This window comes from Halobacterium jilantaiense (assembly GCF_900110535.1).
In the GTDB taxonomy this organism is placed as follows: domain Archaea; phylum Halobacteriota; class Halobacteria; order Halobacteriales; family Halobacteriaceae; genus Halobacterium; species Halobacterium jilantaiense.
The window spans coordinates 1,185,131-1,205,540 of sequence record NZ_FOJA01000001.1; the positions used below are offsets into that span (position 1 = coordinate 1,185,131).

General features: G+C 71.0%; 24 protein-coding genes. 11 read left to right on the top strand and 13 right to left on the bottom strand.

Features of this window, described 5'->3' with window-relative positions; translation table 11 throughout:
* Positions 1–173 precede the first annotated feature (173 nt).
* Genes BMW35_RS06080 through BMW35_RS06095 form a run of 4 tightly spaced genes read left to right on the top strand, consistent with a single transcriptional unit; the run spans position 174 to position 2,999 of the window.
* The gene (locus tag BMW35_RS06080; protein ID WP_089668486.1) at positions 174–707 is read left to right on the top strand and encodes a nicotinamide-nucleotide adenylyltransferase; all 534 of its coding nucleotides are present in this window, start codon (positions 174–176) and stop codon (positions 705–707) included.
* 43 nt (positions 708–750) lie between these two features.
* Positions 751–1,506 carry an SAM hydrolase/SAM-dependent halogenase family protein gene (locus BMW35_RS06085; RefSeq protein ID WP_089668487.1) on the top strand — a complete coding sequence of 252 codons (756 nt, stop codon included), beginning with the start codon at positions 751–753 and terminating at the stop codon, positions 1,504–1,506.
* 14 nt (positions 1,507–1,520) lie between these two features.
* A complete protein-coding gene (locus tag BMW35_RS06090; protein ID WP_089670364.1) occupies positions 1,521–2,129 on the top strand; it encodes a trimeric intracellular cation channel family protein in 609 nt (202 codons plus the stop codon).
* 51 nt (positions 2,130–2,180) lie between these two features.
* Positions 2,181–2,999, top strand: coding sequence for an amidohydrolase family protein (locus tag BMW35_RS06095; protein WP_089668488.1), 819 nt, complete (start codon positions 2,181–2,183; stop codon positions 2,997–2,999).
* A 35-nt stretch (positions 3,000–3,034) separates the two neighbouring features.
* Here the strand turns inward: BMW35_RS06095 and BMW35_RS06100 are convergent, their stop codons facing one another.
* From BMW35_RS06100 to BMW35_RS06110, 3 genes are all read right to left on the bottom strand, one after another.
* Positions 3,035–3,955, bottom strand: a complete 921-nt coding sequence (locus BMW35_RS06100) for a glycosyltransferase family 2 protein (RefSeq protein WP_089668489.1) — start codon at positions 3,953–3,955, stop codon at positions 3,035–3,037.
* A gap of 74 nt (positions 3,956–4,029) precedes the next feature.
* A complete protein-coding gene (locus BMW35_RS06105) occupies positions 4,030–4,734 on the bottom strand; it encodes a class I SAM-dependent methyltransferase (RefSeq protein WP_089668490.1) in 705 nt (234 codons plus the stop codon).
* Positions 4,735–4,800: 66 nt separating this feature from the next.
* The gene (locus BMW35_RS06110; RefSeq protein WP_089668491.1) at positions 4,801–5,199 is read right to left on the bottom strand and encodes a PPOX class F420-dependent oxidoreductase; all 399 of its coding nucleotides are present in this window, start codon (positions 5,197–5,199) and stop codon (positions 4,801–4,803) included.
* 117 nt (positions 5,200–5,316) lie between these two features.
* Between BMW35_RS06110 and BMW35_RS06115 the strand changes: the two genes are divergently transcribed.
* From BMW35_RS06115 to BMW35_RS06130, 4 genes are all read left to right on the top strand, one after another.
* Positions 5,317–5,586, top strand: a complete 270-nt coding sequence (locus tag BMW35_RS06115) for a MarR family transcriptional regulator (protein ID WP_089668492.1) — start codon at positions 5,317–5,319, stop codon at positions 5,584–5,586.
* Between the two features lie 36 nt (positions 5,587–5,622).
* Entirely contained in the window at positions 5,623–6,393 is a 771-nt protein-coding gene (locus tag BMW35_RS06120; protein WP_089668493.1) for an MBL fold metallo-hydrolase, read from the top strand.
* Positions 6,394–6,517: 124 nt separating this feature from the next.
* Positions 6,518–7,186, top strand: coding sequence for a YkgJ family cysteine cluster protein (locus tag BMW35_RS06125; protein ID WP_089668494.1), 669 nt, complete (start codon positions 6,518–6,520; stop codon positions 7,184–7,186).
* Between the two features lie 86 nt (positions 7,187–7,272).
* Positions 7,273–7,701 (top strand): TRAM domain-containing protein, encoded by a 429-nt coding sequence (locus tag BMW35_RS06130; RefSeq protein WP_089668495.1) that lies wholly within the window; start codon positions 7,273–7,275, stop codon positions 7,699–7,701.
* Positions 7,702–7,725: 24 nt separating this feature from the next.
* Here BMW35_RS06130 and BMW35_RS06135 read toward each other — a convergent pair whose 3' ends face one another.
* Genes BMW35_RS06135 through BMW35_RS06145 form a run of 3 tightly spaced genes read right to left on the bottom strand, consistent with a single transcriptional unit; the run spans position 7,726 to position 11,551 of the window.
* Positions 7,726–9,423 carry a radical SAM protein gene (locus BMW35_RS06135; RefSeq protein WP_089668496.1) on the bottom strand — a complete coding sequence of 566 codons (1,698 nt, stop codon included), beginning with the start codon at positions 9,421–9,423 and terminating at the stop codon, positions 7,726–7,728.
* Between the two features lie 35 nt (positions 9,424–9,458).
* Positions 9,459–10,283, bottom strand: coding sequence for a DUF429 domain-containing protein (locus BMW35_RS06140; RefSeq protein WP_089668497.1), 825 nt, complete (start codon positions 10,281–10,283; stop codon positions 9,459–9,461).
* Positions 10,280–11,551 carry a glycosyltransferase family 87 protein gene (locus tag BMW35_RS06145; RefSeq protein ID WP_177170782.1) on the bottom strand — a complete coding sequence of 424 codons (1,272 nt, stop codon included), beginning with the start codon at positions 11,549–11,551 and terminating at the stop codon, positions 10,280–10,282. Before BMW35_RS06145 ends, BMW35_RS06140 begins: the two co-directional genes overlap by 4 nt.
* A 100-nt stretch (positions 11,552–11,651) precedes the next feature.
* Here BMW35_RS06145 and BMW35_RS15510 point away from each other — a divergent pair, with 100 nt between their 5' ends.
* The gene (locus tag BMW35_RS15510) at positions 11,652–11,810 is read left to right on the top strand and encodes a DUF7559 family protein (protein ID WP_177170783.1); all 159 of its coding nucleotides are present in this window, start codon (positions 11,652–11,654) and stop codon (positions 11,808–11,810) included.
* Positions 11,807–12,265 (top strand): Hsp20/alpha crystallin family protein, encoded by a 459-nt coding sequence (locus tag BMW35_RS06150; RefSeq protein ID WP_089668499.1) that lies wholly within the window; start codon positions 11,807–11,809, stop codon positions 12,263–12,265. The genes BMW35_RS15510 and BMW35_RS06150 overlap by 4 nt, the downstream gene beginning before the upstream one ends.
* Before the next feature lie 6 nt (positions 12,266–12,271).
* Here the strand turns inward: BMW35_RS06150 and BMW35_RS06155 are convergent, their stop codons facing one another.
* Positions 12,272–13,393, bottom strand: coding sequence for an NAD(P)/FAD-dependent oxidoreductase (locus BMW35_RS06155; RefSeq protein ID WP_089668500.1), 1,122 nt, complete (start codon positions 13,391–13,393; stop codon positions 12,272–12,274).
* Positions 13,394–13,514: 121 nt separating this feature from the next.
* Between BMW35_RS06155 and BMW35_RS15515 the strand changes: the two genes are divergently transcribed.
* Positions 13,515–13,679 (top strand): hypothetical protein, encoded by a 165-nt coding sequence (locus BMW35_RS15515; RefSeq protein ID WP_177170784.1) that lies wholly within the window; start codon positions 13,515–13,517, stop codon positions 13,677–13,679.
* Here the strand turns inward: BMW35_RS15515 and BMW35_RS06160 are convergent.
* The 6 genes from BMW35_RS06160 to BMW35_RS06185 form a co-directional block, all read right to left on the bottom strand.
* Entirely contained in the window at positions 13,666–14,457 is a 792-nt protein-coding gene (locus BMW35_RS06160) for a DUF7388 family protein (RefSeq protein WP_089668501.1), read from the bottom strand. The two genes, BMW35_RS15515 and BMW35_RS06160, sit on opposite strands and share 14 nt — an antisense overlap.
* Before the next feature lie 137 nt (positions 14,458–14,594).
* Positions 14,595–16,229, bottom strand: coding sequence for a hydroxysqualene dehydroxylase (locus BMW35_RS06165; RefSeq protein ID WP_089668502.1), 1,635 nt, complete (start codon positions 16,227–16,229; stop codon positions 14,595–14,597).
* 89 nt (positions 16,230–16,318) lie between these two features.
* A complete protein-coding gene (locus BMW35_RS06170; RefSeq protein ID WP_089668503.1) occupies positions 16,319–16,957 on the bottom strand; it encodes an NUDIX hydrolase in 639 nt (212 codons plus the stop codon).
* Positions 16,958–17,006: 49 nt separating this feature from the next.
* Positions 17,007–17,438: a DUF7109 family protein gene (locus BMW35_RS06175; protein ID WP_089668504.1), complete on the bottom strand. Its 432-nt coding sequence runs from the start codon at positions 17,436–17,438 to the stop codon at positions 17,007–17,009.
* Between the two features lie 56 nt (positions 17,439–17,494).
* Positions 17,495–19,189 carry a DUF4352 domain-containing protein gene (locus tag BMW35_RS06180; protein WP_089668505.1) on the bottom strand — a complete coding sequence of 565 codons (1,695 nt, stop codon included), beginning with the start codon at positions 19,187–19,189 and terminating at the stop codon, positions 17,495–17,497.
* Between the two features lie 117 nt (positions 19,190–19,306).
* Positions 19,307–20,401, bottom strand: a complete 1,095-nt coding sequence (locus BMW35_RS06185; protein WP_089668506.1) for a glycosyltransferase family protein — start codon at positions 20,399–20,401, stop codon at positions 19,307–19,309.
* Positions 20,402–20,410: the final 9 nt, after the last annotated feature.

The window sequence follows — 20,410 nt, forward strand, 5'->3', positions numbered from 1 at the left end:
TGGTTCGACACCGGAAACCACGGGCGGGCGACTGATATACTTTCTCCCTCGGTACGCCCGCTAATCGGTCGTTTTCGCCGCTTTCACGGCCCATACTCGCCGTTCGTGATTTCGGGTTTCGGGCCGCAACTCGCCATTCTTATGGTCGCCGGCCGGGTTGGTTCAGGAGAGGAATGACCCGCGGGTTCTACATCGGCCGGTTCCAGCCGTACCACAACGGCCACCACCGCGTCATCGAACAGATTTCGACCGAGGTCGACGAACTGGTGGTGGGCATCGGGAGCGCCGGCGACTCCCACTCGACCCGGAACCCGTTCACGGCGGGCGAACGCATCATGATGATCACGAAGGCGCTCGTGGACTTCGACCTCGTGACGTACGCCGTCCCCATCGAGGACTTAGACCGGAACGCGGTCTGGGTGAGCCACGTGCAGTCGATGAGCCCGAACTTCGACGTGGCGTACTCGAACAATCCGCTCGTCATCCGGCTGTTCGACGAGGCGGGCATCGAGGTCCGGCAGTCGCCGATGTACGACCGCGACGTTCTGGAGGGCACCGAGATTCGCCGCCGGATGGTCGAGGGCGGCGACTGGGAGAGCCTCGTTCCGGACGCCGTCAGGGAGGTCGTGACCGAAATCGACGGCACCGACCGCATCCAGCACGTCAGCGACTCGGACTCGAACGGCGACGACCCGAACCCCGAGTAGAGGGAGCGCGGGCTTTTCGGTGGCGGCAGCCCAAGGCGAGCGCATGATAACGCTGAGTTCCGACTTCGGGTCGCCGTATCCGGCGGCGATGAAGGGCGTCGTCCTGCAGTCGACGGACGCACGCCTCGTGGACGTCGCGCACGACTTCCCCCGACAGAACGTGCCTGCGGCGGCGTTCTGGCTTCGAGAAGTGCTGCCGTACTTCCCGCCCGCGGTCCACCTGGCTGTCGTCGACCCCGGCGTCGGCACCGACCGGGCGGCTGTCGTCGTGCGAGCCGGCAAGCACGCCATCGTCGCGCCGGACAACGGCGTAGCGGTTCCGGCCGCCCGCCGCATCGACGACGACGTCGAGGTGTTCGAGATTTCGGTCGACGACCCGCCGAGTTCGACGTTCCACGGCCGGGACGTGTTCGCGCCGGCGGCCGCCGACGTCCACGAGCGCGGCGTCGACACCTTCCACCAGTACCCCGAGTACGAGCAGACGACGGACTACGAGACCGTCTCGTTCCCCGACCCGGACCTCGCGGGCGGCGACGTGCTCGGCGAGGTGCTCGTCGTCGACGGCTTCGGGAACGCCGTCACGAACGTCCCCGATCGCGTGCTCGACCGCCGGTTCGGCGGCGAGATTCGAGTCGACGGCGAGGTCGCGCCCGTGGCGCGGTCGTACGCACACGTGGACGCCGGCGAGCGCCTCGTCACGGTTGGCAGCCACGGGAACGTCGAGCTAGCGGCGAACCGAGGCCGTGGTGACGAGGCGTTCGGCGTCGAGCCGGGCGACGAGGTGGCGCTGTCGTGGTGACGGCGTTCGACGTGATGAACGCCGTCGGGCTGGTCGCGTTCGGGACGGTCGGGTCGCTCAAGGCGGCCGACGCCGAGTTCGACGTGCTCGGCGTCGCCGTGCTCGGCGTGCTGACGGCGCTCGGCGGCGGCGCGACCCGGGACGTCCTCGTCGGCCGGGTGCCCGCGATACTGCAGTCCACGACCGACGTCGGGTTCGCGCTCGCGGGCGTCCTGCTCGCGGTCGTCCTCACGCGCCGGATGGGGGACGGTCTCCTCGACCACCCCGCAGTCGTCCTGCCGGACGCCATCGGCCTCGCCGCGTTCGCCGCCTCGGGCGCGCTGGTCGGCGTGGAGGCCGGCGTCTCCCCGTTCGGCGTGGTCGTGCTCGGAACCGTCACGGGCGTCGGCGGCGGCCTCGTGTCGGACGTCTTGCTGCAGCGCGTGCCGTTCGTGCTCGCCGAAGACTTCTACGCGACGTGCGCCGTGGCCGGGAGCGCGGCGCTCTGGCTGGTGGTCGAACTCGCCGGCGTCGGTCCCGGCCTCGGTGCGGCGGCGGGTGCCGGGTCGACGCTCGCGCTCCGCCTGCTCGCCATCCGGTTCGACTGGCGACTGCCGACGGTGCGACTGGACACCGCAACGTGACCGCCGTCCGGCACCGACAGCCTCACGTACTCGGCCGGCGAGCACTCCCGCATGCTGGAACTGGAGCACGGGTTCCGGGTCGTGGACTGCCACGCGCGGCTCCACGCCGGTCCCGGACGGCCCGTGCGCGGCCGGACCATCGACGGCGAGGACCTCGAACGCGAGATGCACCAGGCCGGCGTGGTGCGCGCCGTCGTCTTCCCCGGACCGCAGAAGGGCGAGCAGGGCTACCTGCGAGCGAACAACGCCGTCGCCCGGCAGGCCATCGAGCGGCCGTTCATCGCGTTCGCGCGCATCGACGGCCCCCGGGACCCCGGCGACGGCGCGACGTCCGCGCTCCGGAACTTCACGTCCTCGCGGGCCGAGTGGCAGACCAGCCCGGAGGACATCGAGCAGTACGCCTACGACGACCGCTTCCACGGCTTCAAGCTCGACCCGACACAGGACGGTCTGCCCGACGGCGACGTGCTCGACGTGCTCGACGACGTGGGGCTGCCGGTGCTCGTCCACGGCGGCCGCGGCTTCACGCCGACCGAACTGGCGGCCTCACTGCTCGACCGCGAGTTCCCCGTGGTGCTCGCGCACTTCGGCGGCCACCCCCTCGACCGCGAGCTGATGGGTGACGCCATCGACCTGCTCGACAGTTACGACGACCTCTACCTCGACACCGCCGCCGTCCGGTACCGCGAACTTCTGGAACGCGCCATCCGCGAGCACCCGGACCGGGTGCTGTTCGGCTCCGGTGCGCCCGCGACCCACCCGAACGTCGCCGTGATGGAGATGCTCACGCTGGACGTGACCGAGGACGCGATGACGAAGGTGTTCGGCCGGAACCCGAGCCGCGTGATTCCGGGCCTCGACAGCGAGTAACGCCACCTGCCCGGTCGGCGACCGAGACCGACCGGTCAGGTGTCGTGGCGGGCGTGGACGCGGTCCATCCGCGACGAAACCCCGTTCGGGTTCCGGCGGGGCGTCCGGTCGGCGACCCGCGCGGCGACCCCGTCCTGCCCGCCCCGCCAGAGGTTCGGGACGACTGCGGCTCCGGCGGCCGCCCACTCGGAGAGTTCCGCCTCGCCGCGCACGACGTCCGCGCCCACCGAACCCGCGTCTCCGAGCGCGTGCCGGACGATGCGCGCGACGACCCGGGGCGTCACGCCGTAGTTCTTCGTGAGCCGGTAGGCGAGCGCCCGGTACTTCAGCCCCCACGGCGACTCGTCGGTGTCCTCCGGGAGCCGGTGCTGGATGTCGTCTTTCTCCTGGCGGAGCACGCAGGCGTCGGTCGCCCACGCCACGTCGCGGTCCATCCCCGCGAGCCGGTGGGCGGCGTCGCGGGCGGCACCGGTCTGGAGGTACTCGTCGAAGCCGTCCAGTTCGTCGAGCGCGTCCCGGGTGAGCGCGACGTTCCCGCCGTCGAAGAACGTCACCTCGCGGCCCCCGACGGTGTCCTCCTCGACGGCTTCGGTCGTCACACCGCCCTCCACATTCCGGTGGATGGGGCCGGTAACGGCGTCCGCACCGTCCGCGACGGCGTCGGCGACGGCGGCCGGCCACGCCGCCTCGATTTGCGTGTCCTGGCCGACGAACGCCACGACGTCGCCGGCGGCCGCGTCGATGCCGGCGTTCCGGGCGGCGTTGAGATTCCGCTCGGAGAGTTCGAGCAGCACGTCGACCGCGTCGTGTTCGCGAGTCATCCCCGACGTGCCGTCGACAGAGGGGCCGTTCGCGACCACGACCTCGGCGGCGGGCGCGTAGGCCGCGAGCGCGTCGAGCGCCTCGACGAGCGCGTCGCGGCCGTTGAGCGTCGGCACCACCACCGAGAGGTCCATACCCCGTCCGTTCGGAGCCGCCGGTAAAAACGTCCCGGCTCTGTCCTCGCCGTCAGACGCGTGGCCAGCGGCGTCTACACGCGGGTGTCCCAGTAGGACACCGACGCGAGCGCGTCGCCGAACGGCGTCGCGCCGACGGCCGTGTCGGCGCGGCGGAACGGCCCCGCGACCCAGTCCGGGACCTCGCGGTAGAAGCCGTAGGGCACGACGAAGTCGTGGTCGCTGTCGACGAGCTGGAGGCTGGCTCCGTCGACGAGGTCTTCGACCTCTCGGGAGCCGTACAGCCGCGACCCCATCGGGAGCAGCCAGTTGTACAGCGACCGCGTGCTGAAGCGCTTGAACGTGTCGAAGAACACCTGATTCTTCGAGACGCGAGCCATCTCCGCGAGGAACTTCGCGGGCGTGTCCGCGAGGTGGAAAAAGCGCATCGCGAACACGGTGTCGAAGTGGTCGTCCGGGAACGGCAGGCGGGCGGCGTCGCCGCGCATGAACTCGATGGTGTCCTCGACCCCGGCCTGCTTGGCCTTCCGGCGGCCCTCCTGCAGCATCGGCCCCGAGATGTCTAGACCCGTGATGTCTGCGCCGCGCTCGGCGAGCATCACGGTGAACCGGCCGGTGCCGCAGGCGATTTCGAGGACGCGGTCGCCCTCCACGCGTCCGAGCGCGTCGAGGACTGCCTGCTTCTCCCGGCGGTCGATGAGCCGGCCACCTCGTGAGAACCGCTTCTCGTCGTACTCCTCCGCGACCTCGGTGGCCTGGTACCACTCCTGTCCCTTCACGATTCTACCGTCACGTCGTGGGCGGGTCGTTAAAACCGTACTGGAACGCCGCGCGACGACCCGCCGTCAGCCGAGGACGCGCGTCGGTTCGATTCGGACGAGGACGCGCTCGCCGCCCTCCTCGCCGTGGTGTGGGTACTCGTCTTCGTCCATGTAGCGCTGCGCGAGCTCGTCGATGTGTTCGACAGCGCCGTCGGTCGTCAACTCGACGACGTCGCCCTGGAATCCGACGTACCGGTAGGGGTCTTCGGGATCGAGGATACAGCCGCCGACGCGCTCGTCGGCCCGGAGGTTTCGCTCTTTCCGGCGGCCCTCGGCCGTGTTCACGAGGATGTGGCCTGCCTCCTGGTCGTAGTCGACCCAGACGGGCGTGACGTGCGGGACGCCGTCGGGCGTGAGCGTGCCGAGGCTCAGGAACGACTGTCGCTCGAAGAGGTCGTGGTACTCCTCGGGGATGGTGACCATACCCACGTCTGGACTGCCGGCCCGGTAAATCGCGGGGCTGCGGGACCTAATATTGTATTAGGAATTTAGTTGCACGGGTAGACAACCTTTACCTGATTCGGTATGAGAACGGCTGGCATGAGCCTGTCCGCGACGGAGGCCGAGTCGGCACCAGCAGACGACGAGGAATTCCGCGAGCGCCTGAGCGAGCTGCCGCCGAGCGCGAAGCTGGTCGCGAAAGTCCTCGAAATCGACTCGCCGCTCTCCCAGGGCGAACTCGCCGAGGAGTCCCTGCTGCCCGACCGCACCGTCCGCTACGCCCTGAACCGCCTCGGCGACGAGAACCTCGTCGAGTCCCGCTACAGCTTCGAGGACGCGCGCAAGCAGGTGTACTTCCTCGCCGACTGACCGGGCTTTTTCTCCCGTCGGTCCCACGCTGTTCGTGTGTTCGAGCGCTACGCCGCCCCGGTCGAGACGCGAGCGCCCCACGGCGAGACGAACGCCTACGTGCTGGGTGACGGCGAGCGCGTTCTCGTCGACCCCGCCGCCCGCACCGACGCGCTCGACGACGCAGCCACCGGCGTCGACCACCTCGCGGTCACGCACGCGCACCCGGACCACGTCGGTGCCGTCTCCCACTACGCCCGCGAGACGGGTGCGACCGTCTGGGCGCACGCCGCGTTCGCCGACCACTTCGAGCGCGAGACCGGCGTCGCGCCGGACCGGGTGTTCCGCCCCGGCGACGAACTCGGTCGCTCGGGGGTCCACGTCCTCGACACGCCCGGCCACGCCCCGGACCACGTCGCCTTCCTCGCCGGACGCGAGGCCGTCACCGGCGACCTCGTGTTCGCCGACGGCAGCGTCTTTGTCGGTGCCGTCGACGGCGACATGCGCGCCTACATGAGTTCGCTGCGCCGCCTCGCCACCCGCGACCTCGACCGGCTCCACCCGGGCCACGGACCCGCCGTCGACGCCCCGACGGCGCGCCTCCACGAGCTGTACGCGCACCGCCGCGACCGCGAGCGCCGCGTGCTCGCCGCCGTCGACGCCGGCTGCGCTACTGTCGACGGAATCCTCGGCCACGCATACGACAAAGACCTCTCGGGCGTCCGGGACCTCGCCGGCCAGACCGTGCGCGCGCACCTCGACAAACTGCTCGTCGACGGCCGCGTCGACTGGGACGGGGCCCACGCTGCGCCCGCGAGTGAGGACTGAGGCTTCGTCGACGGCGTCCGCGAACGTGAGTCGGGGCGACGCAGTTCGGCAGCACCCACCCGTCGGGCCAGAGCTGTCGGACCGCAGCGCGTGGCTTTTGGGCGTCCGACTCCTCTCCTCTCGCGTGGAAGACCTCGAAGTCGAACTGGAGCGTGCCCGCGACCTCGACGTGAGCGAGCTGGCGGACGCCATCGAGACCATCGGCTTCGAGTGCACGCGCTGCGGGGCGTGCTGCAAGAGCGAAGAAGACGACCCGCACACTGCGACAGTGTTCCCGGACGAAGTACGGAATCTGCAGGCAACGGGCAGCGACGGCGAAGCCGACGAGCGAGACTGGCGGGACGTGGCTCGCCCGATGCCGTACGGCCTCGACGAGGACGGCGCGGGCGAGACGTTCGAGTGGGCGCTCCAGACCGACTCGTGTGGGGACTGTACGTTCTACGAAGAGGACGAGGACGGCACTGGCTCGTGTTCGGTCCACGGCAGCCGGCCGCTCATCTGCCAGACGTACCCGTTCAGCGTGGCGCTCGGCGGGACGAGCCAGCCGATGGGGGAGGCGGTCGACGAAGCCGGGATGGTGCGCGCCCACGAGTGCGAGGGGCTCGGGCGGGACATCTCGCGGGAGGACGCGGAGTCGCTGGCGAGCGCGCTCAAAGAGCGCGCGGTCCGCGAACTGGAGGAGGCCATCGACGTTCGGGACAGCTACGAGCCCGCGAACCCCGGCCCCGGCGAGACGGTCGTCCACGACTCCGAGGGCGCGAAGCGACCGGACGGGTCGACGGTCGGCGAGTGAACGCCGCCGACCCCCCGGGTTCGACGGCTCCGGTGTGACAACGACTAAGTTCCGAGGGGGTGACATTCCGACGGAGGTATTCGACATTGGAGATATCTGACGAACTGCTCTGTCTGTTCAACGCGGAGGTAACGGTCAAAGACGACGAGTACGTGGTCGAAGTACCGAAGAGCGAAATCGAGACCGGCTCGGTCGACCCCGGCGACATCTACCGGGTCGCGCTCATCGAGCGCCACGCCGACAGCGGCGGCAGCGACGGGTCGACATCGACGTCCACGTCCTCGTCGTCCGCTTCGACGGGGGCGTCCTCGGAACCCCAGCCGCCGGTCGAGGAGGGCGAGATTCGCTACGTCGAAATCGAGGACATCGGCAAGCAGGGCGACGGCATCGCGCGCGTCGAGCGCGGCTACGTCATCATCGTGCCGGACGCCGAAATCGGCGAGCGCGTCAAGGTCGAAGTCACCGAGGTCAAGTCGAACTTCGCGGTCGGCGAAATCATCGACGAGGACTACTGAGGGCTCGCGCGCCCCGGCCGCTTCTCAGGGGCGCGTGAACTTCGCGAGGTCCGCGTCGTCGACAGTCGGCGCGGAGTCGTGCGGTCGGTCGACGAGAATGTCACCCGCCGTGCTGGACCCGATGCCGGGAATCGCAGTGAGTTCGTCCATCGTGGCGTCGTTCAGGTCCAGCGGGTGCGGGACGCCCGTGACCGACCGGTAGCCGTGGTCGGTGATGGCGACGTCGATGGTCTGTCCGAGTTCGCGCTCGCCCGGAATCGCGACCAGCAGCGAGTACGTGCCGAGCTGGCGGCCGAACGTCTTGCCGTCCTTGTGGTACTCCAGCGTGACGTCTCGCAGGACCGTTCCCGGCGGGACGACGCGCTGGAGCATCGCGTTGTCGATGGTCTCCCGCACGTCGGTCTTGTACTGCTTGAACTGCTGTTTGTGGTCCTCGGCGAGCTGTGCGCCCGTCTGCTCCATGTCGGTGCCCTCGAAGGCCATCACCTGCCGGATGTTGATGCGGCGCAGCATCAGGCCCTCGTCGAGGACGGACTGGAGGAACTGCTTGTTGTGCTCGAAGGTCTCAGCGCGCTCGCCCGCGAGCCCGTGGACGAGGTTGATGCCGGGCAGGAGCTTCGGCAGCCGGTCGGGGGAGTCGTCGCCCCACGACGGCGCGTCCTCGGGGGACTCGCCGGGCCGCCAGCCGCCGACCTCGTTCACGACGCGGACGGCTTCGAGGCACTCCTCGGCGCTCACGAGGAGGTTGTTCTCCTCCTGCACGAGCGGGTCCGCCGATTCGAGGCCGAACGCCGCGGTGTCGCCGGGCGTGTTGTGCTCGGCGATGACGCGGATGGCCTCCCGGGAGCGCTCGGGGTAGTCCACGATGGTCACCGGGTTCATGTTGTCGAGGTGCAGCGTCCCGAGGTCCGGGGCGACCTCCCGGATGCCGCCGTAGAGGTCGCGGAGCGCGTCCGGGTTCGGCGCTTCGCCGTCCCCGCCGAACGCGAGGATGTCGGCCTGCCGGCCGAGCCGGAAGTGCCGCGCGCCGTGGTCGTACAGCGCCTCGACCTCCCCGACGACCGAGTCCGCCGACCGGAACGAGGGGTCGCCGTACATCGGCTCGGTGCAGAACGAACACCGGTACGCGCAGCCCCGGGAGGTCTCCATCTCGCAGATGAGGTACTCGGGGTAGTTCGGGTGCTGCTCGACGACGAACGCGCCCTTCGCCGCCCACCGGTCGATTTCGGCGTTGTCCCGGTAGCGGTCCTCGAAGCCCTCCAGCCCGCTGTTTACGAGGTCGTACGCGGCCGCCTCCACGTCCGCCATCGCGAGGAAGTCGAAGTCGAGGTCCGACCGCTCCATCTCCTGTGCGCCGGCGTTCTCCTCGCCGACGCCGAAGCGCACCGGCCCGCCCATCACGCTCGTGCCGTCCGCGAGCCACGCCAGCTCTCGGACTTCGTCGGGTTCGGCGGGCGTGCCGCCGACGTACTTCCCGGGGACCGTCATCCCGCCGACGTAGACGAACAGGTCGGCGTCCGCCACGTCGTTGAACTTCGACCGGTCGTCGCGGAGTTCGTCGATGGTGTGGTAGGTGACGTTCTCGGGGTCGACGCCCGCGTCCACCAGCGCGCCGGCGGTGTACCGGGGGTACGTCGAGATGTACGGCGGCACCCCGAAGTGCGCGGGCTCGTCGACGTAGCCGTCCACGAGCGTCACGTCCAGGTCCTCGGGGGCAATCATACTCCGGCGTTGGGTGCCGACGCGTAAGAACGTGACTACACGTAGATGCGCCCCGCCAGCGACTCCGGGTCGTGGCCCCAGTCCCCGCGGTTCCGGAACACCGCGACGGCCGCCAGCAGGCTGTCGAGCGCGTCGCCCTCGTGGTCGTCGAGGTACGTCTCGCGGAGCCGGTCCGGGACGGTGACGCTCGCAGCCTCGGCGAGCCCGTCGAGGTTCTGTCGTCGGCGAGTCCGGTGGTCGTCGTCGGTCCCCTTGTAGCCCTCCCGGTGGAGCCCGAGGGCGTCCAGAACTCCCGCTGGGTAGGTCTCTGCGACCACGGGGCCACCGTCACCCAGTGCGTCGAACGGGACGACGCGAGCCACGTCTGCGACGGCGGCGAGCACGCCGGTGATGCCGTGGTAGGTCTGGTGCTGGACGAAGAAGTGGGACGGGGAGAACGCGCCGTGTTCGCGGTCGGTGTCGCGTTTCAGGTACGTGTCGTCGGCGTCGCCGCCCACGCCCTCGACGCAGGCTTCGGCGAACGCGTCGGCGTCTTCGCAGTCGGCGACGGCCGCGACGACCGCCCGCCACGAGTCGGCACCGAACGCCTCGGCTGCGACGCGCCCGGGGACCGAGAACGGGAAGTCGAAGCCGAACGCGGCGTCCGGGTGAGCGCGGACGAACGCCGCGAGCGCGGCGAGGGTCGGCCCACGGTCGGTCGACGGATCGCTGTCGTAGTAGTCGGCGAGGAAGTCGTCGGCTCGTCCGCAGTCGCGAACCGTGAGGGCTCCGTGTTCGGCGACGGCTTCGGTGACCCAGATGTTCTCGCCGGCCCGGCTCGCGCCGCTGAAGTCCACGCCGTAGACGACTCCACTGGTCACACTGGAGGGTCGCGAGCGGCGGCCGTAGGCCTTCCCCTCGCGCGGCGGTGTTGCTGGAGCGCGCAGGCGGCGAGGGCGAGGTACGCGCCGATAGTGGGCGCACGAATATACGTGAACAGCGCCTCCGCGGCAGCAGTGAGCGCGTCGCCGGCGGCCTGGGGAACGACGGGGAGGCCGGCGACGAGCGCGATGTCCGAGAACGCAAGGGGCGCAATCGTGAGCAGGGAGCCGGCGAGGAACAGCCCGCGGGGGGTGCCGTCGAGGGCGTACAGCAGCGGGACGAGCGTGGGGTACGCGAGCACAGCGTAGAACGGCTCCAGAGGGAACGCGACGAGGACGGCGACGAGGACGGCGTGAAGGCCGACGAGGCGGTCGGTGACGGTGGTGGTGACGCGGTTCGCCGCGGCGACGACGGGGGCGAAGACAGTGAGGCTCGCGGCGAGCAGCTGGGTGCCCGAGAGCCCGGGGGCGACGGCGGCGAACTGGCGGCGAACGGTGGCGTAGGGCTCTGTCGGGTCGGGTCCGTCCGGGAAGGTCGCGACGTTCGTCTCGCCGGTGAGGACGGTGGTCGCGAACGTCTCGTAGGCGTCGACGCCGAAGACCGGGAGGCCGGCGAGCAGGACGCCGACACCGACGGCGGTTGCGGCGGCGGCGGCGCGCCAGGCGTGCTGTCGGAGCAGCCACGCGCCGACGAGCGCGGGGAAGACTTTGACGAGCGCCGCGGCGGCGAATGCAGCGCCGCTGGCCCACTCGCGGTCGGCAGCGAGCGCGAGCGCGCCCGCGCCGACGGCGGCGGCGAGCACGGGGTTGACCTGCCCGTTCACGAGGTTCACTACCGACGGCGGGCTGGCGATGACGGCGGCGGTGACGAGCGCGCGGTCGGTCCGGCCGAGGCTGACGCCGGCTCGCGCCGCGAGACGAACGCTCAGGCCGGCGACGGCAGCGAGCGCGAGCACGCCGACGGCTATCTGGTAGGCGTACGCGAGCGTCGTGTCCCCGAGCAGCGCGTTCGGGAGGAACGCGACGGAGACCGGCGGCGGGTAGAGGAAGCCGGCGTCGTAGAGCGGCCTGCCGTCGAGGACGGCGCGACCCGCGGCGTAGTACACGTCGCTGGCGAGCGCGACCTGCTCGGGGCTGGTCTGCGGGAAGACGACGACGGCGGGGACGCCGGCGAGCGCGCCGACTGCGAGCACGAGTCTCGCGGCGTGCGCTGTGACGAACCGACGGACGCGGCGGAGGAGGGCTCGGAGGCGGCGAGTCGTCGACACGGGAGAGCGAGCTATCGCCGCGCACTTGCCTGTTCCGGTGGCCGGGGTCGTTCTCGCCCAGGCCGGCCCCTTTTTGGCCGCGGCGCTCCAACAGAAGACTATGCCAGCGACGCTGGAGGTCCGCTGCGAGAACGGGGACTGCGAGATGGACATGTTCGAGATGCACTACACGTACGACATGCCCGAGGAGGTCGGTGTCACCGACTTCTCGTGTCCGTACTGCGGGACCACCGACGACCTCGCGGAGATCGAGCTATGAAGGGCAAGGAGTTCGCCGAGGCCGTCGGCGGCGAGATGCTGAAGCGCGCGGGCCGCGCGGCCTCCCGGTTCCAGGAGGAGTCGCCGCTGCCAGTCGACGTGCTTGAGAGCAGCGACGAGTACCTCGTCGTGTTCGACGCGCCGGGCGCGACCGCGACCGACGTGCAGGTGAACTACGAGGGCGACGAGGTCCACGTGCGCGTCGACCGCTTCCGGGACTTCCGCGAGGGCTTCGAGATGGTGTTCCCGGGTCGCGGCCTGACGCTCGAAGGACACGCCCGGCTGCCCGAGGACGCCGTCGTGGACGCCGAAGCGGCGCGCGCCGAACTGAACGACAACGGCACGCTGTACGTCTTCCTCCCGAAGACGGGCGGCGACGCCACCCGCATCGAGGTCACGGACCACCACGATGAGGACGCGGCCGACGAGGACGCGGCCGACGACGACGCTGAGTAGTCGGCGCTACTCGACGGCCATCCCCTCGACGACCTCGAAGGACTCGCTGCCGTCGAAGCGCGTCGGGTCGAACGCGGGAACGCCGTCCCCGCCCAGTACCTGTTCTGCAATCGCTTCCGCCGTCGCCGGTGCGCGCATGAAGCCGTGGCCCTGCCAGCCGGCGGCGACGTACAGCCCGTCGCCGAGTTCGCCGAGCAGCGGGTCGCGGTCCGGCGTCGCCGTGCAGAGGCCGGCCCAGGCGCGCTCGACGGCCGGCTCGTAGCCGGGGAAGCGGTCGCGGAGTCTGTCCTCGGTCGCGTCGATGAACCAGTCGTCGCCGTCGCGGTCGTAGCCGTCCGGGTCGGCCTCGAACGGTTCGGTGCCGTCCCCGGCGAGCAGCCCGTCGGGGTGCGGGCGGGCGTAGTAGCCGGCGGTCGCGTCGTACACCGTCGGTAGCCCCTCACTGGGCGCGTTCGCCGTCAGCGCCTGCACGCGGTAGGGTTTCAACGGGACCGAGACGCCCGCGCCGGCGAGCACCTGCTTGGTGTGCGCGCCGGCCGCGACCACCACGTCGTCGTACGCTTCGCCGTTCACCCGCACGGGGTCGGTCTCGACGCTCGCCGGCGTCTGCTCGCGAATCTCGACGCCCGCCTCGCGCGCGAGGTCCGCGAGCAGGTGGGCGTACGCGCTCGTGTCGACGACCGCGGCGTCCCGCGCGACCGCGGCCTCGACGACGTCCCCGGTGCGGAGCGACGGGAACTCGGCCGCGAGGTCGTCGGCGTCCACGCGTTCGACGTCGCGGCCGTGGCGCTGCATCGCGTCGACCTGCTCGCGGATGGCGTCGGCTTTCGCGCCGGGTTCGGTGACGAACCAGACGTACGGCGTCTCCTCGAACGCGAAGTCGCCCCGGCCGGAGAACGCGCGGAAGCGCTCGGCGGCGCGCGCCGCCACCCTCGCGTCGACGTCCTCGGCGAACGCGTCGTAGCAGATGCCGGCGGCGCGGCCGGTGCTCGCGGCGGCGACCGTCTCTCGCTCGTACACCGTCACGTCGACGCCCCGGTCGGCGAGGTCGCAGGCGGCCGTGAGGCCGACTGCGCCCGCGCCGACGACGGCGACTCGGCGGTCCGCTGCTGCGTCAGAGTCGTCCATGCACGCCGGTGGGCGCGCGACCCCGATAACTCCCGGGGACGGCCGACCGGCCGCCGTCCGACAGTTTCACTTTCACTCCGGACGGGTGGCTTTGAAGCCCGTTCCGCGAGCACCCACGAGTATGCCAGTCCAGACGCGCCGCTCGGAGCGACCGACGACAGCCGACCGCCGCCGCGTCGAGGTGTCGGAGATGACCGCCGCCGGCGTCGCCGCCTACGCGGACACCCACGACGACGCCTACATCGAGCGCCGCGGCGGCCGCACGTGGGTCGTCACGCGCGAGTGAAGGCGTCGAGGCCGCGCGCGGGGTACGCCACGATTCGGTCGACACCGGCCTCGCGCAGCGCCGCGACGCGCTCCCCGACCGTCTCCCGGTCGCCGACGAGCGCGTAGTCCCTGACGGCCTTCGAGAGCACCTCGCGAGCGCGTCCCTCGGCGGTGCTGTCCGTCGCGGCGTCATCGGGGAGCGCGCGCCGCACGGGCCCTCGGCGGGCCGTGTAGTCGCCGACCGCGTCCAGTATTTCGTCCTCGTCGCCGCTCAGCACGGTGGGCGCGTACACCGCGATGTCGCCGTCGAACCCGGCGGCTCGCAGCCCCCGGACGTCGGCCTCGGTCGACCGCGACAGCAGCTCGAACTGGGTCGCGCCGGTGGCGAGCGCGGCGCGCTCGACGCCCTCCGTGCCGACCCAGGCGTCGCCCGTCGCCGCGGCGGCAGCGCCGAGTCGCGGTGCGACCGCGCGGTTCGCCTCCGCCTCGCTGAGGTAGGCTCCGTGGCCCGCGACGAGCACGCGCCCGAGTTCGTCGGGGAGACCGGCCGCCAGCGAGTCGTCCCCGAGCGGGTCGAAGCCGTCCGCCCGCACGGGCGTCGTCACTCTGACCTCCCTGCCGTCGCCGGTGAGGGCTGCGAGTCCGTCCAGGTCGGGGAGGTGCTCGCGGCCCTCGTAGTCGACGGTGACCGTGCGGACGCCGTCCGCGAGGTCGGCGATGCGTCGCCAGTCGTGTTCGGCGGGTTTGACTGCGACCGCGTCGATGCCTGCGACCGCGGTGTGGGCGTCGCTGCGCATCACGACGAACCACCCCGGGCCGCGAGACAGGTAGTACTAGAACAGTGCCGGAACTCGATCCATCGTCTCTGCGACCATACACCCGGTACCGCGTGCGCCGGGAAAAGCGTGTCGTCAGTGGCGGCGTTCGCCCGCCGTCACGGCCGGAGTTCGCGGGCGAACTTCCAGGCGTCGTGGCCGACCTCGCCGGGGTGCGGGAGCCCGAGCTTGAACCGGACGCGGTCCTGACGCTTCAGCGGCTCGAACGCCCGCGGTTCGTCGAGGCCCCAGACCTCGACGCGGGGCGCGTGGTGGCCCTCGGCGTCGAGGACGGCGTTGGCGGCGCGCCGGCCGGCCTCGTTGGCGGCCTCCATCGTCGCCAGGTCCGTGTCGACGCGGGCGTAGTCGCCCGCGACGGCGAGGTTCGGCGCGTCGGTGTCCGGGTCCGGGCGGTTCCGGAGGCTGTCGACGGTGTTGATGACCAGCGGCGAGTCGTTCCGCAGTCCCTCGTCGGTCTCGACGAGTTCGGGGTCGAGGAAGTGCGCGACCCGGGCGTCGTCCGGGAGCACGGCCTCGCCGAGGTGGCCCTGGACTTGCGCCCACATCTCCTCGACGGCCTCCTCGCGGGTACACTCGCGGCCGGGCTTGTCGTAGAGGATGCCGGGGGTGTCCCAGTCCGAGGCGATGACCGAGAGCACGCCCTCGACCTCGCCGTCGGAGCGCGCTTCGACGTCGTGGTCGGCCCAGAACTGGCGCTGGCTGATGGACGTGATGGCCCACGGCGAGTCGACGTAGACGGCGTGGCCGCCGACGACCTCGACGTCGCGGTCGAGGTAGAACTGGACGCCGTTCATCCACGCCGTCTGGATGCGTTCGACGCCCGCGAGCGACGGCGCGGCCCGCCGGAGATCCGTCGACAGGAACCGCGGGAGCACGTCGACGGGGAGCGCGGCGACGTAGTGGTCGGCCGTCACCGTCTCGCCGCCGACCTCGACGCCCGTGACGCGGCGGCCGTCGCTGTGGATGGCCGAGACCGGCGTTTCGAGGTGGATGTCGACCCCCTGCGATTCGAGGTACTCGTGCCAGTGGTCGAGCCAGACCTCGCTCGTCGGGCCGTCGAGGACGCGCTCTGCGGGCGCGTTCGGGTCGAGCTGGCCGAACAGCAACTGAAGGTAGATGGTGCCGACGGTGCGCGCGCTCCCGACCTCGGGGCGGAGCGCGACCAGCGCCTGCGTGGACTGCGCGAGGTGCTTGCGGTACGCGGGCGACATCTCGTCGGCGTCGATGAAGTCCCACCAGGACTGGCGCTCGAACTCCTGTTCGCGGCGCTCGTCGCAGCTCGTCAGCAGGACGGCCAGCCGGCTGACGAAGTGCGCGAGTTCGCGGCGCGGCACCTCGCCGCCCGCAATCTGGGGCTGGAGGGCGTCCAGCCACTCGCGGGGCGTCGACGGTTTCTCCGTCGACGCCACCGCGCCCTCGCCGTCGGCGGACGCGATGAGCGTCTCGGTGGTGGGGACGAGGTGGTCGGCGACCGACCGCCCGGTCCCGTCCGGGATGCGCTCCATCGTCTCCACGACGTTCCGGTAGTACGCCGGGAAGAAGCGGAAGCCGTGCTCGCCGAGCAGGCCGTCGTCGCCGGCCGTCTCGTCGACCGGCATCGAGCGCGCCTTCCCGCCGACGCGGTCGTTGGCCTCGTAGACGGTGACGTCGAACCCGCGTTCGGCGAGCTCCTGGGCCGCCGTCAGTCCCGCGATGCCTCCCCCGAGCACCGCCACACGGCGCGAATCTGGCATGTCGGTGTAGTAGGACTGACCGAACTTGAGGGTATCCCCCAGCGGCGCGGCTCGCCGGCTGCGGGACTCGGTGAGTCGGAGCCGGGCGGCTACTCTCCGAGGTCGGGGTCCATCTCCACGACCTCGGGGTCGCGGTCCGGCGGCGTCCAGTCGAGGGCGAGGTCGAGGAACTGCACGAGGATGCGGCCGGTCGCCCCCCACACGGTGTAGCCGTCGACGTGGAAGAAGTGGACGAGCGCCTCGCCGTACGTCGGGTGGATGCGTTTCTCCAGTTCGTAGTTCTCGGGGTCCGTGAGCCCCGAAACAGGGAGCACGACGACCTCGTCGACCTCGCGCTCGTCGGGGTCGTACTCGCGGTCGGGGACGCGCCCGACGAACGGCGTCACGGCGTAGTCGGTGATGGTGGCGATGTCGTCGAGCTGGCCGACGAAGCTGACCTCGTCGCGGCGGAGGCCGATCTCCTCGTCGGCTTCGCGGGCGGCGGTCTCCCGGAGGTCGGCGTCGCTGGGCTCGCGACCGCCACCGGGAAAACTCATCTGGCCGGGGTGTTCGCCGAGGTGGTCCGCGCGCTTCGTGAACACGAGCGCCGGCTCCGCGTCCGAGTCGCCGACCGCGAAGCGACCGTCCTCGTCGCTTGCGCCGTCGACGACGGGCACGAGCACTGCGGCGTCGCGGTCTTGGTCGCGCACGCGGACCGGCGGGTGGGCGGCGACCCCGGAGAGGTCCATGTACGCCCCGAGGTGAGCAGCGGCCTTAATTCACCGGACTCCCGCAGATTCAGTCCTCGGTGAGTGCGGCCCGGACGTCCGCGAGGTCGACGGGAGCCCACGCCTCCGCGTCGTAGGTCACGTCGACGAGGTAGCGCGCGCGCTCGCTGCCGGCGTCAGCCTGGTCAACGTCCGTCGTGAGGCGGTTCCGGACCGCCTCGGCGAGCGCCTCGCGGGGCGGCTCGCGGCGCTCCACGTCGAGGATGTGCGGGAGGTCCTCGGCACCCTCGGGCGGGTCGGGGAACGCCACTGGCCCGGGCGCGAACATCTCGATGCCGTCGATGTCGACGCCGACGAGGTAGTAGTCCCGGACCGCCTGGTCGACGTCCGCGTCGAGGTTCTCGTCCCGCCGGAAGGCGAGTTCGTCGAGCGCGTCGTCGAGTTCGTCCCGCGTGAGGCCGCCGAAGAGGTCCGCGACGCCCGCGAGGTGGTCGCCGTCCATGCCTCGGGGTGGCCGCCCACGGGGCTTCAATCTGCCGCGTCCTCGGCGGCAGCCACTTACTCCCAGGTGGCGATCAGGGGCTCGTATCTGTCGTAGAGGCCCGTTTTCTGCTCGAACTCGACGACGAGGTCGCTCATCGTGTACTCCGCCGGCGCCTCCATGAGGTACCAGCCCGACACCGAGGAGGACGCCGTGATGTCGCCGGTCGCCTCGTACCAGTCCTCAAGGACCTCGTCACCGACGTAGGTCGATTCGCCGACGTGCGCGCCGTCGGCGACCAGATCGAAGCCGCTGTAGTCGAACTCGCTGGCATCCGCGTCCTCGTCGCGGCGAGTCAGGTGGACTTCGACGGCCGCGTACTGGTTGCCGTCGCCCGGCGAGACCTGAGACTCCTCATCTTGGAAGTCGTCGTAGACGGTCAGTTCGTCTTGGAGACGGAGGCCGCGGACCTCGATGTCAGTGTTGCCCTCGGCGAGGACGGCCTCGCCGAACTCCAGTTCGGCCGGCGTGAACTCGACCGTCCACTCGGTCCCCGCACCGGCGAGCCGGTAGCTGAACTGCTGGGTGTACACCGAGTACGACGTCAGAGTGGTCGTCGTCTTGCCGGCGGGGACTGTTGTCTCGATGGACCCGCCGATGGGGACATCCGCGTCGAGGTCGGCATCCCCGTCCGCCGAGGTCGCCTGGGTCCACTCGTCGCCCCACTGGACGACATCCCGGAACGTACCGTCGGCGTCGCCCTCGTTACGGAGCGTCACCTCGACATCGTAGCGACGCCCGACCAGCGGCTGGTCGGGCGTGTCGACGCTCTCGACGGAGACGTTCGGGAGCGAGCGCTCCGAGCCGTCGGCCGGTTCGAGCTCCCAGGCGCGCTCCGGGAGCGTGCCGGACCCCGTGAGCTGTGCCTGCACGGTGACTGTCGACCGGGCAGCGTCCCGCGGGACGGTTCCGAAGAGATAGCCGGTCACCCGGTCGCTGGGCGCGATCTCGGGCAGGCCGCCGTCGGCGAACCAGGAGCCGTCCTCACCGACGAGCGAGTCCGGGAGCCCCTGGGTGTCAGCGTACCACTCGCCGTCCGCGAGCTGGAACGTCCCGGGCGACGCCGAGGTGGTCGACGTGCCGGTGTTCTCGGCGGACACGCGGACGATGGCGAGCACGTCGCCCGTCGCGGCGCCGAACGCCGTCAGTCGCGGTTCGCTGGAGAACGTCCCAGAGTAGGTGGTCTGGCCGAACACCGACTCGGTGAGCGTGATGTCCTCGACCGTCACCCGGAGGTCGTCGCCGAAGGACACGGGTTCGCCGACTGGGGCGGTCGCCGGACCAACGCGGGCGGTCGCAGCGGCGTCGTGGTTGGGGAGCGCGAACTCGTACTCGCCGGCAGCGTCCAAAGTCAGTGGCCCAACATCAACGGTGATCGTCTCGCCGGGGTCGACGGCGTCGGTCTCGACGTCGACGTTCGTTTCTTGGTTCGCTCCCGACACGGCGAGCGTCCCGGTGAACGGTCCGGACTCCCCACCGACGTTGGCCACGGTGACCGATGGCGAGAACTCCGCACCGACAACCGGGTCTTCGGGGACCGCGACAGCGACGTTTCCGAAGGCCGCGGGGCCGTCCGTCGTCGTCACGTCCGGGGTTTCTGTCCCGTCCGCGCCGTCCTCGCCGTCCCCGTCACCAGATGAGAGCATCGAGCAGCCGGCAGTCGCGGCGGGGATCGAGACCGCACTGAGCTTGAGCAGTTCGCGTCTGTTCACGAATCATAACTCTAGCTACCATAAAAATAGTTTCGAAGGCGGGGAGATTTCGTTTGATGTGTCGATATTCCGAATGGTAAGCGATCAGGAGTGTGGCGTCCGCAGGCGCGCTCGCAGTCAGTCCTCTGTCGCCGTGACGTCCGCGCGGGCCGCCGCCGCGACCGCGTCCGGGTCGAGCGGGGCGTCGTCCCACGCCGGCAGCCGGTCGTCGTCGCCGGGCGGCTGGACCGCGTCGGCGTACGTCCCGGTCTGGTCGCGTTCGCCCGCGGCGTCGTACTCGAAGCCGTTGAACGCGGCGTCAGCGCCGTACGCGCGCACGAACCGGTCGGCGTGCTCGCGGTAGCGCTCGCGGACCTCGTCGTAGGCCACGTCGACGCCAGCGTCCTCGACAGCGCGGAACAGCGCCGCGCCGACGCCCTCGCTCATCTCCGAGAGCCCGGTCGGGCCCGAGACGGCGCGGTGGTCGTGCTCGTAGCGCCCCAGGTCGACCTGTGCCGCGCCGTCGAGGCCGGCGAGCCGGAAGGCCTCGCCGAGCGTACCGACTTCGAGGCCCCACTCGCGCTGAACGCGCAGGCCGCGGGCCGTCTCGCTCGTGAGCCCGCACTCGCCGGCGAGCGCGTACCGGAACGACCCGAGGAAGTCCAGCACGCCGTGGCTGTGGGTGTCCTGGAGCGCCGCCAGCAGCGGCTCGTAGAACAGGCGGAACAGCCGGCCGTACAGCCGGTCGTTCTCCACGCGAGCGTAGTACCCCTTCGAGAAGTCGAACCCGTCGGCCAGCGGGAACAAGAGTTTACGAACGTCGCGGGCCTCGTAGGTGTCGGTGTCGGCGTCGTGGAGCACGACGAAGTCCTGTCGGGCCGCGACGCCGAGCGCCAGCCAGACGTCCCGCCCCTTCCCGCGAGCGCCGGTCAGGCCGGCGTCGGCGAGCAGCCCCTCCACTCGGGGGCCGTCACACCAGAGCAGGGTGAGGTCGAGGTCGAAGTCCGCGAGCCAGTCCCGGAAGTCGGGGACGCGTTCGGCCGGCGCGCGCAGCGGCACGACGACCTCTGCTGGGCCGACGCGCTCCAGTTCCGAGAACACGCGCTCGGTCGCGAGGCCGGCGTACTCGCGGTCGGTCATCGGGACGACGACGGCGGCGCGGCCCGCGGGCGCGGCCGGGTCGGCGTCGCCGTAGTCGTGGAGCGTCGCCACGCGCTCCTGCGTGTAGTCCATGTTCGTACC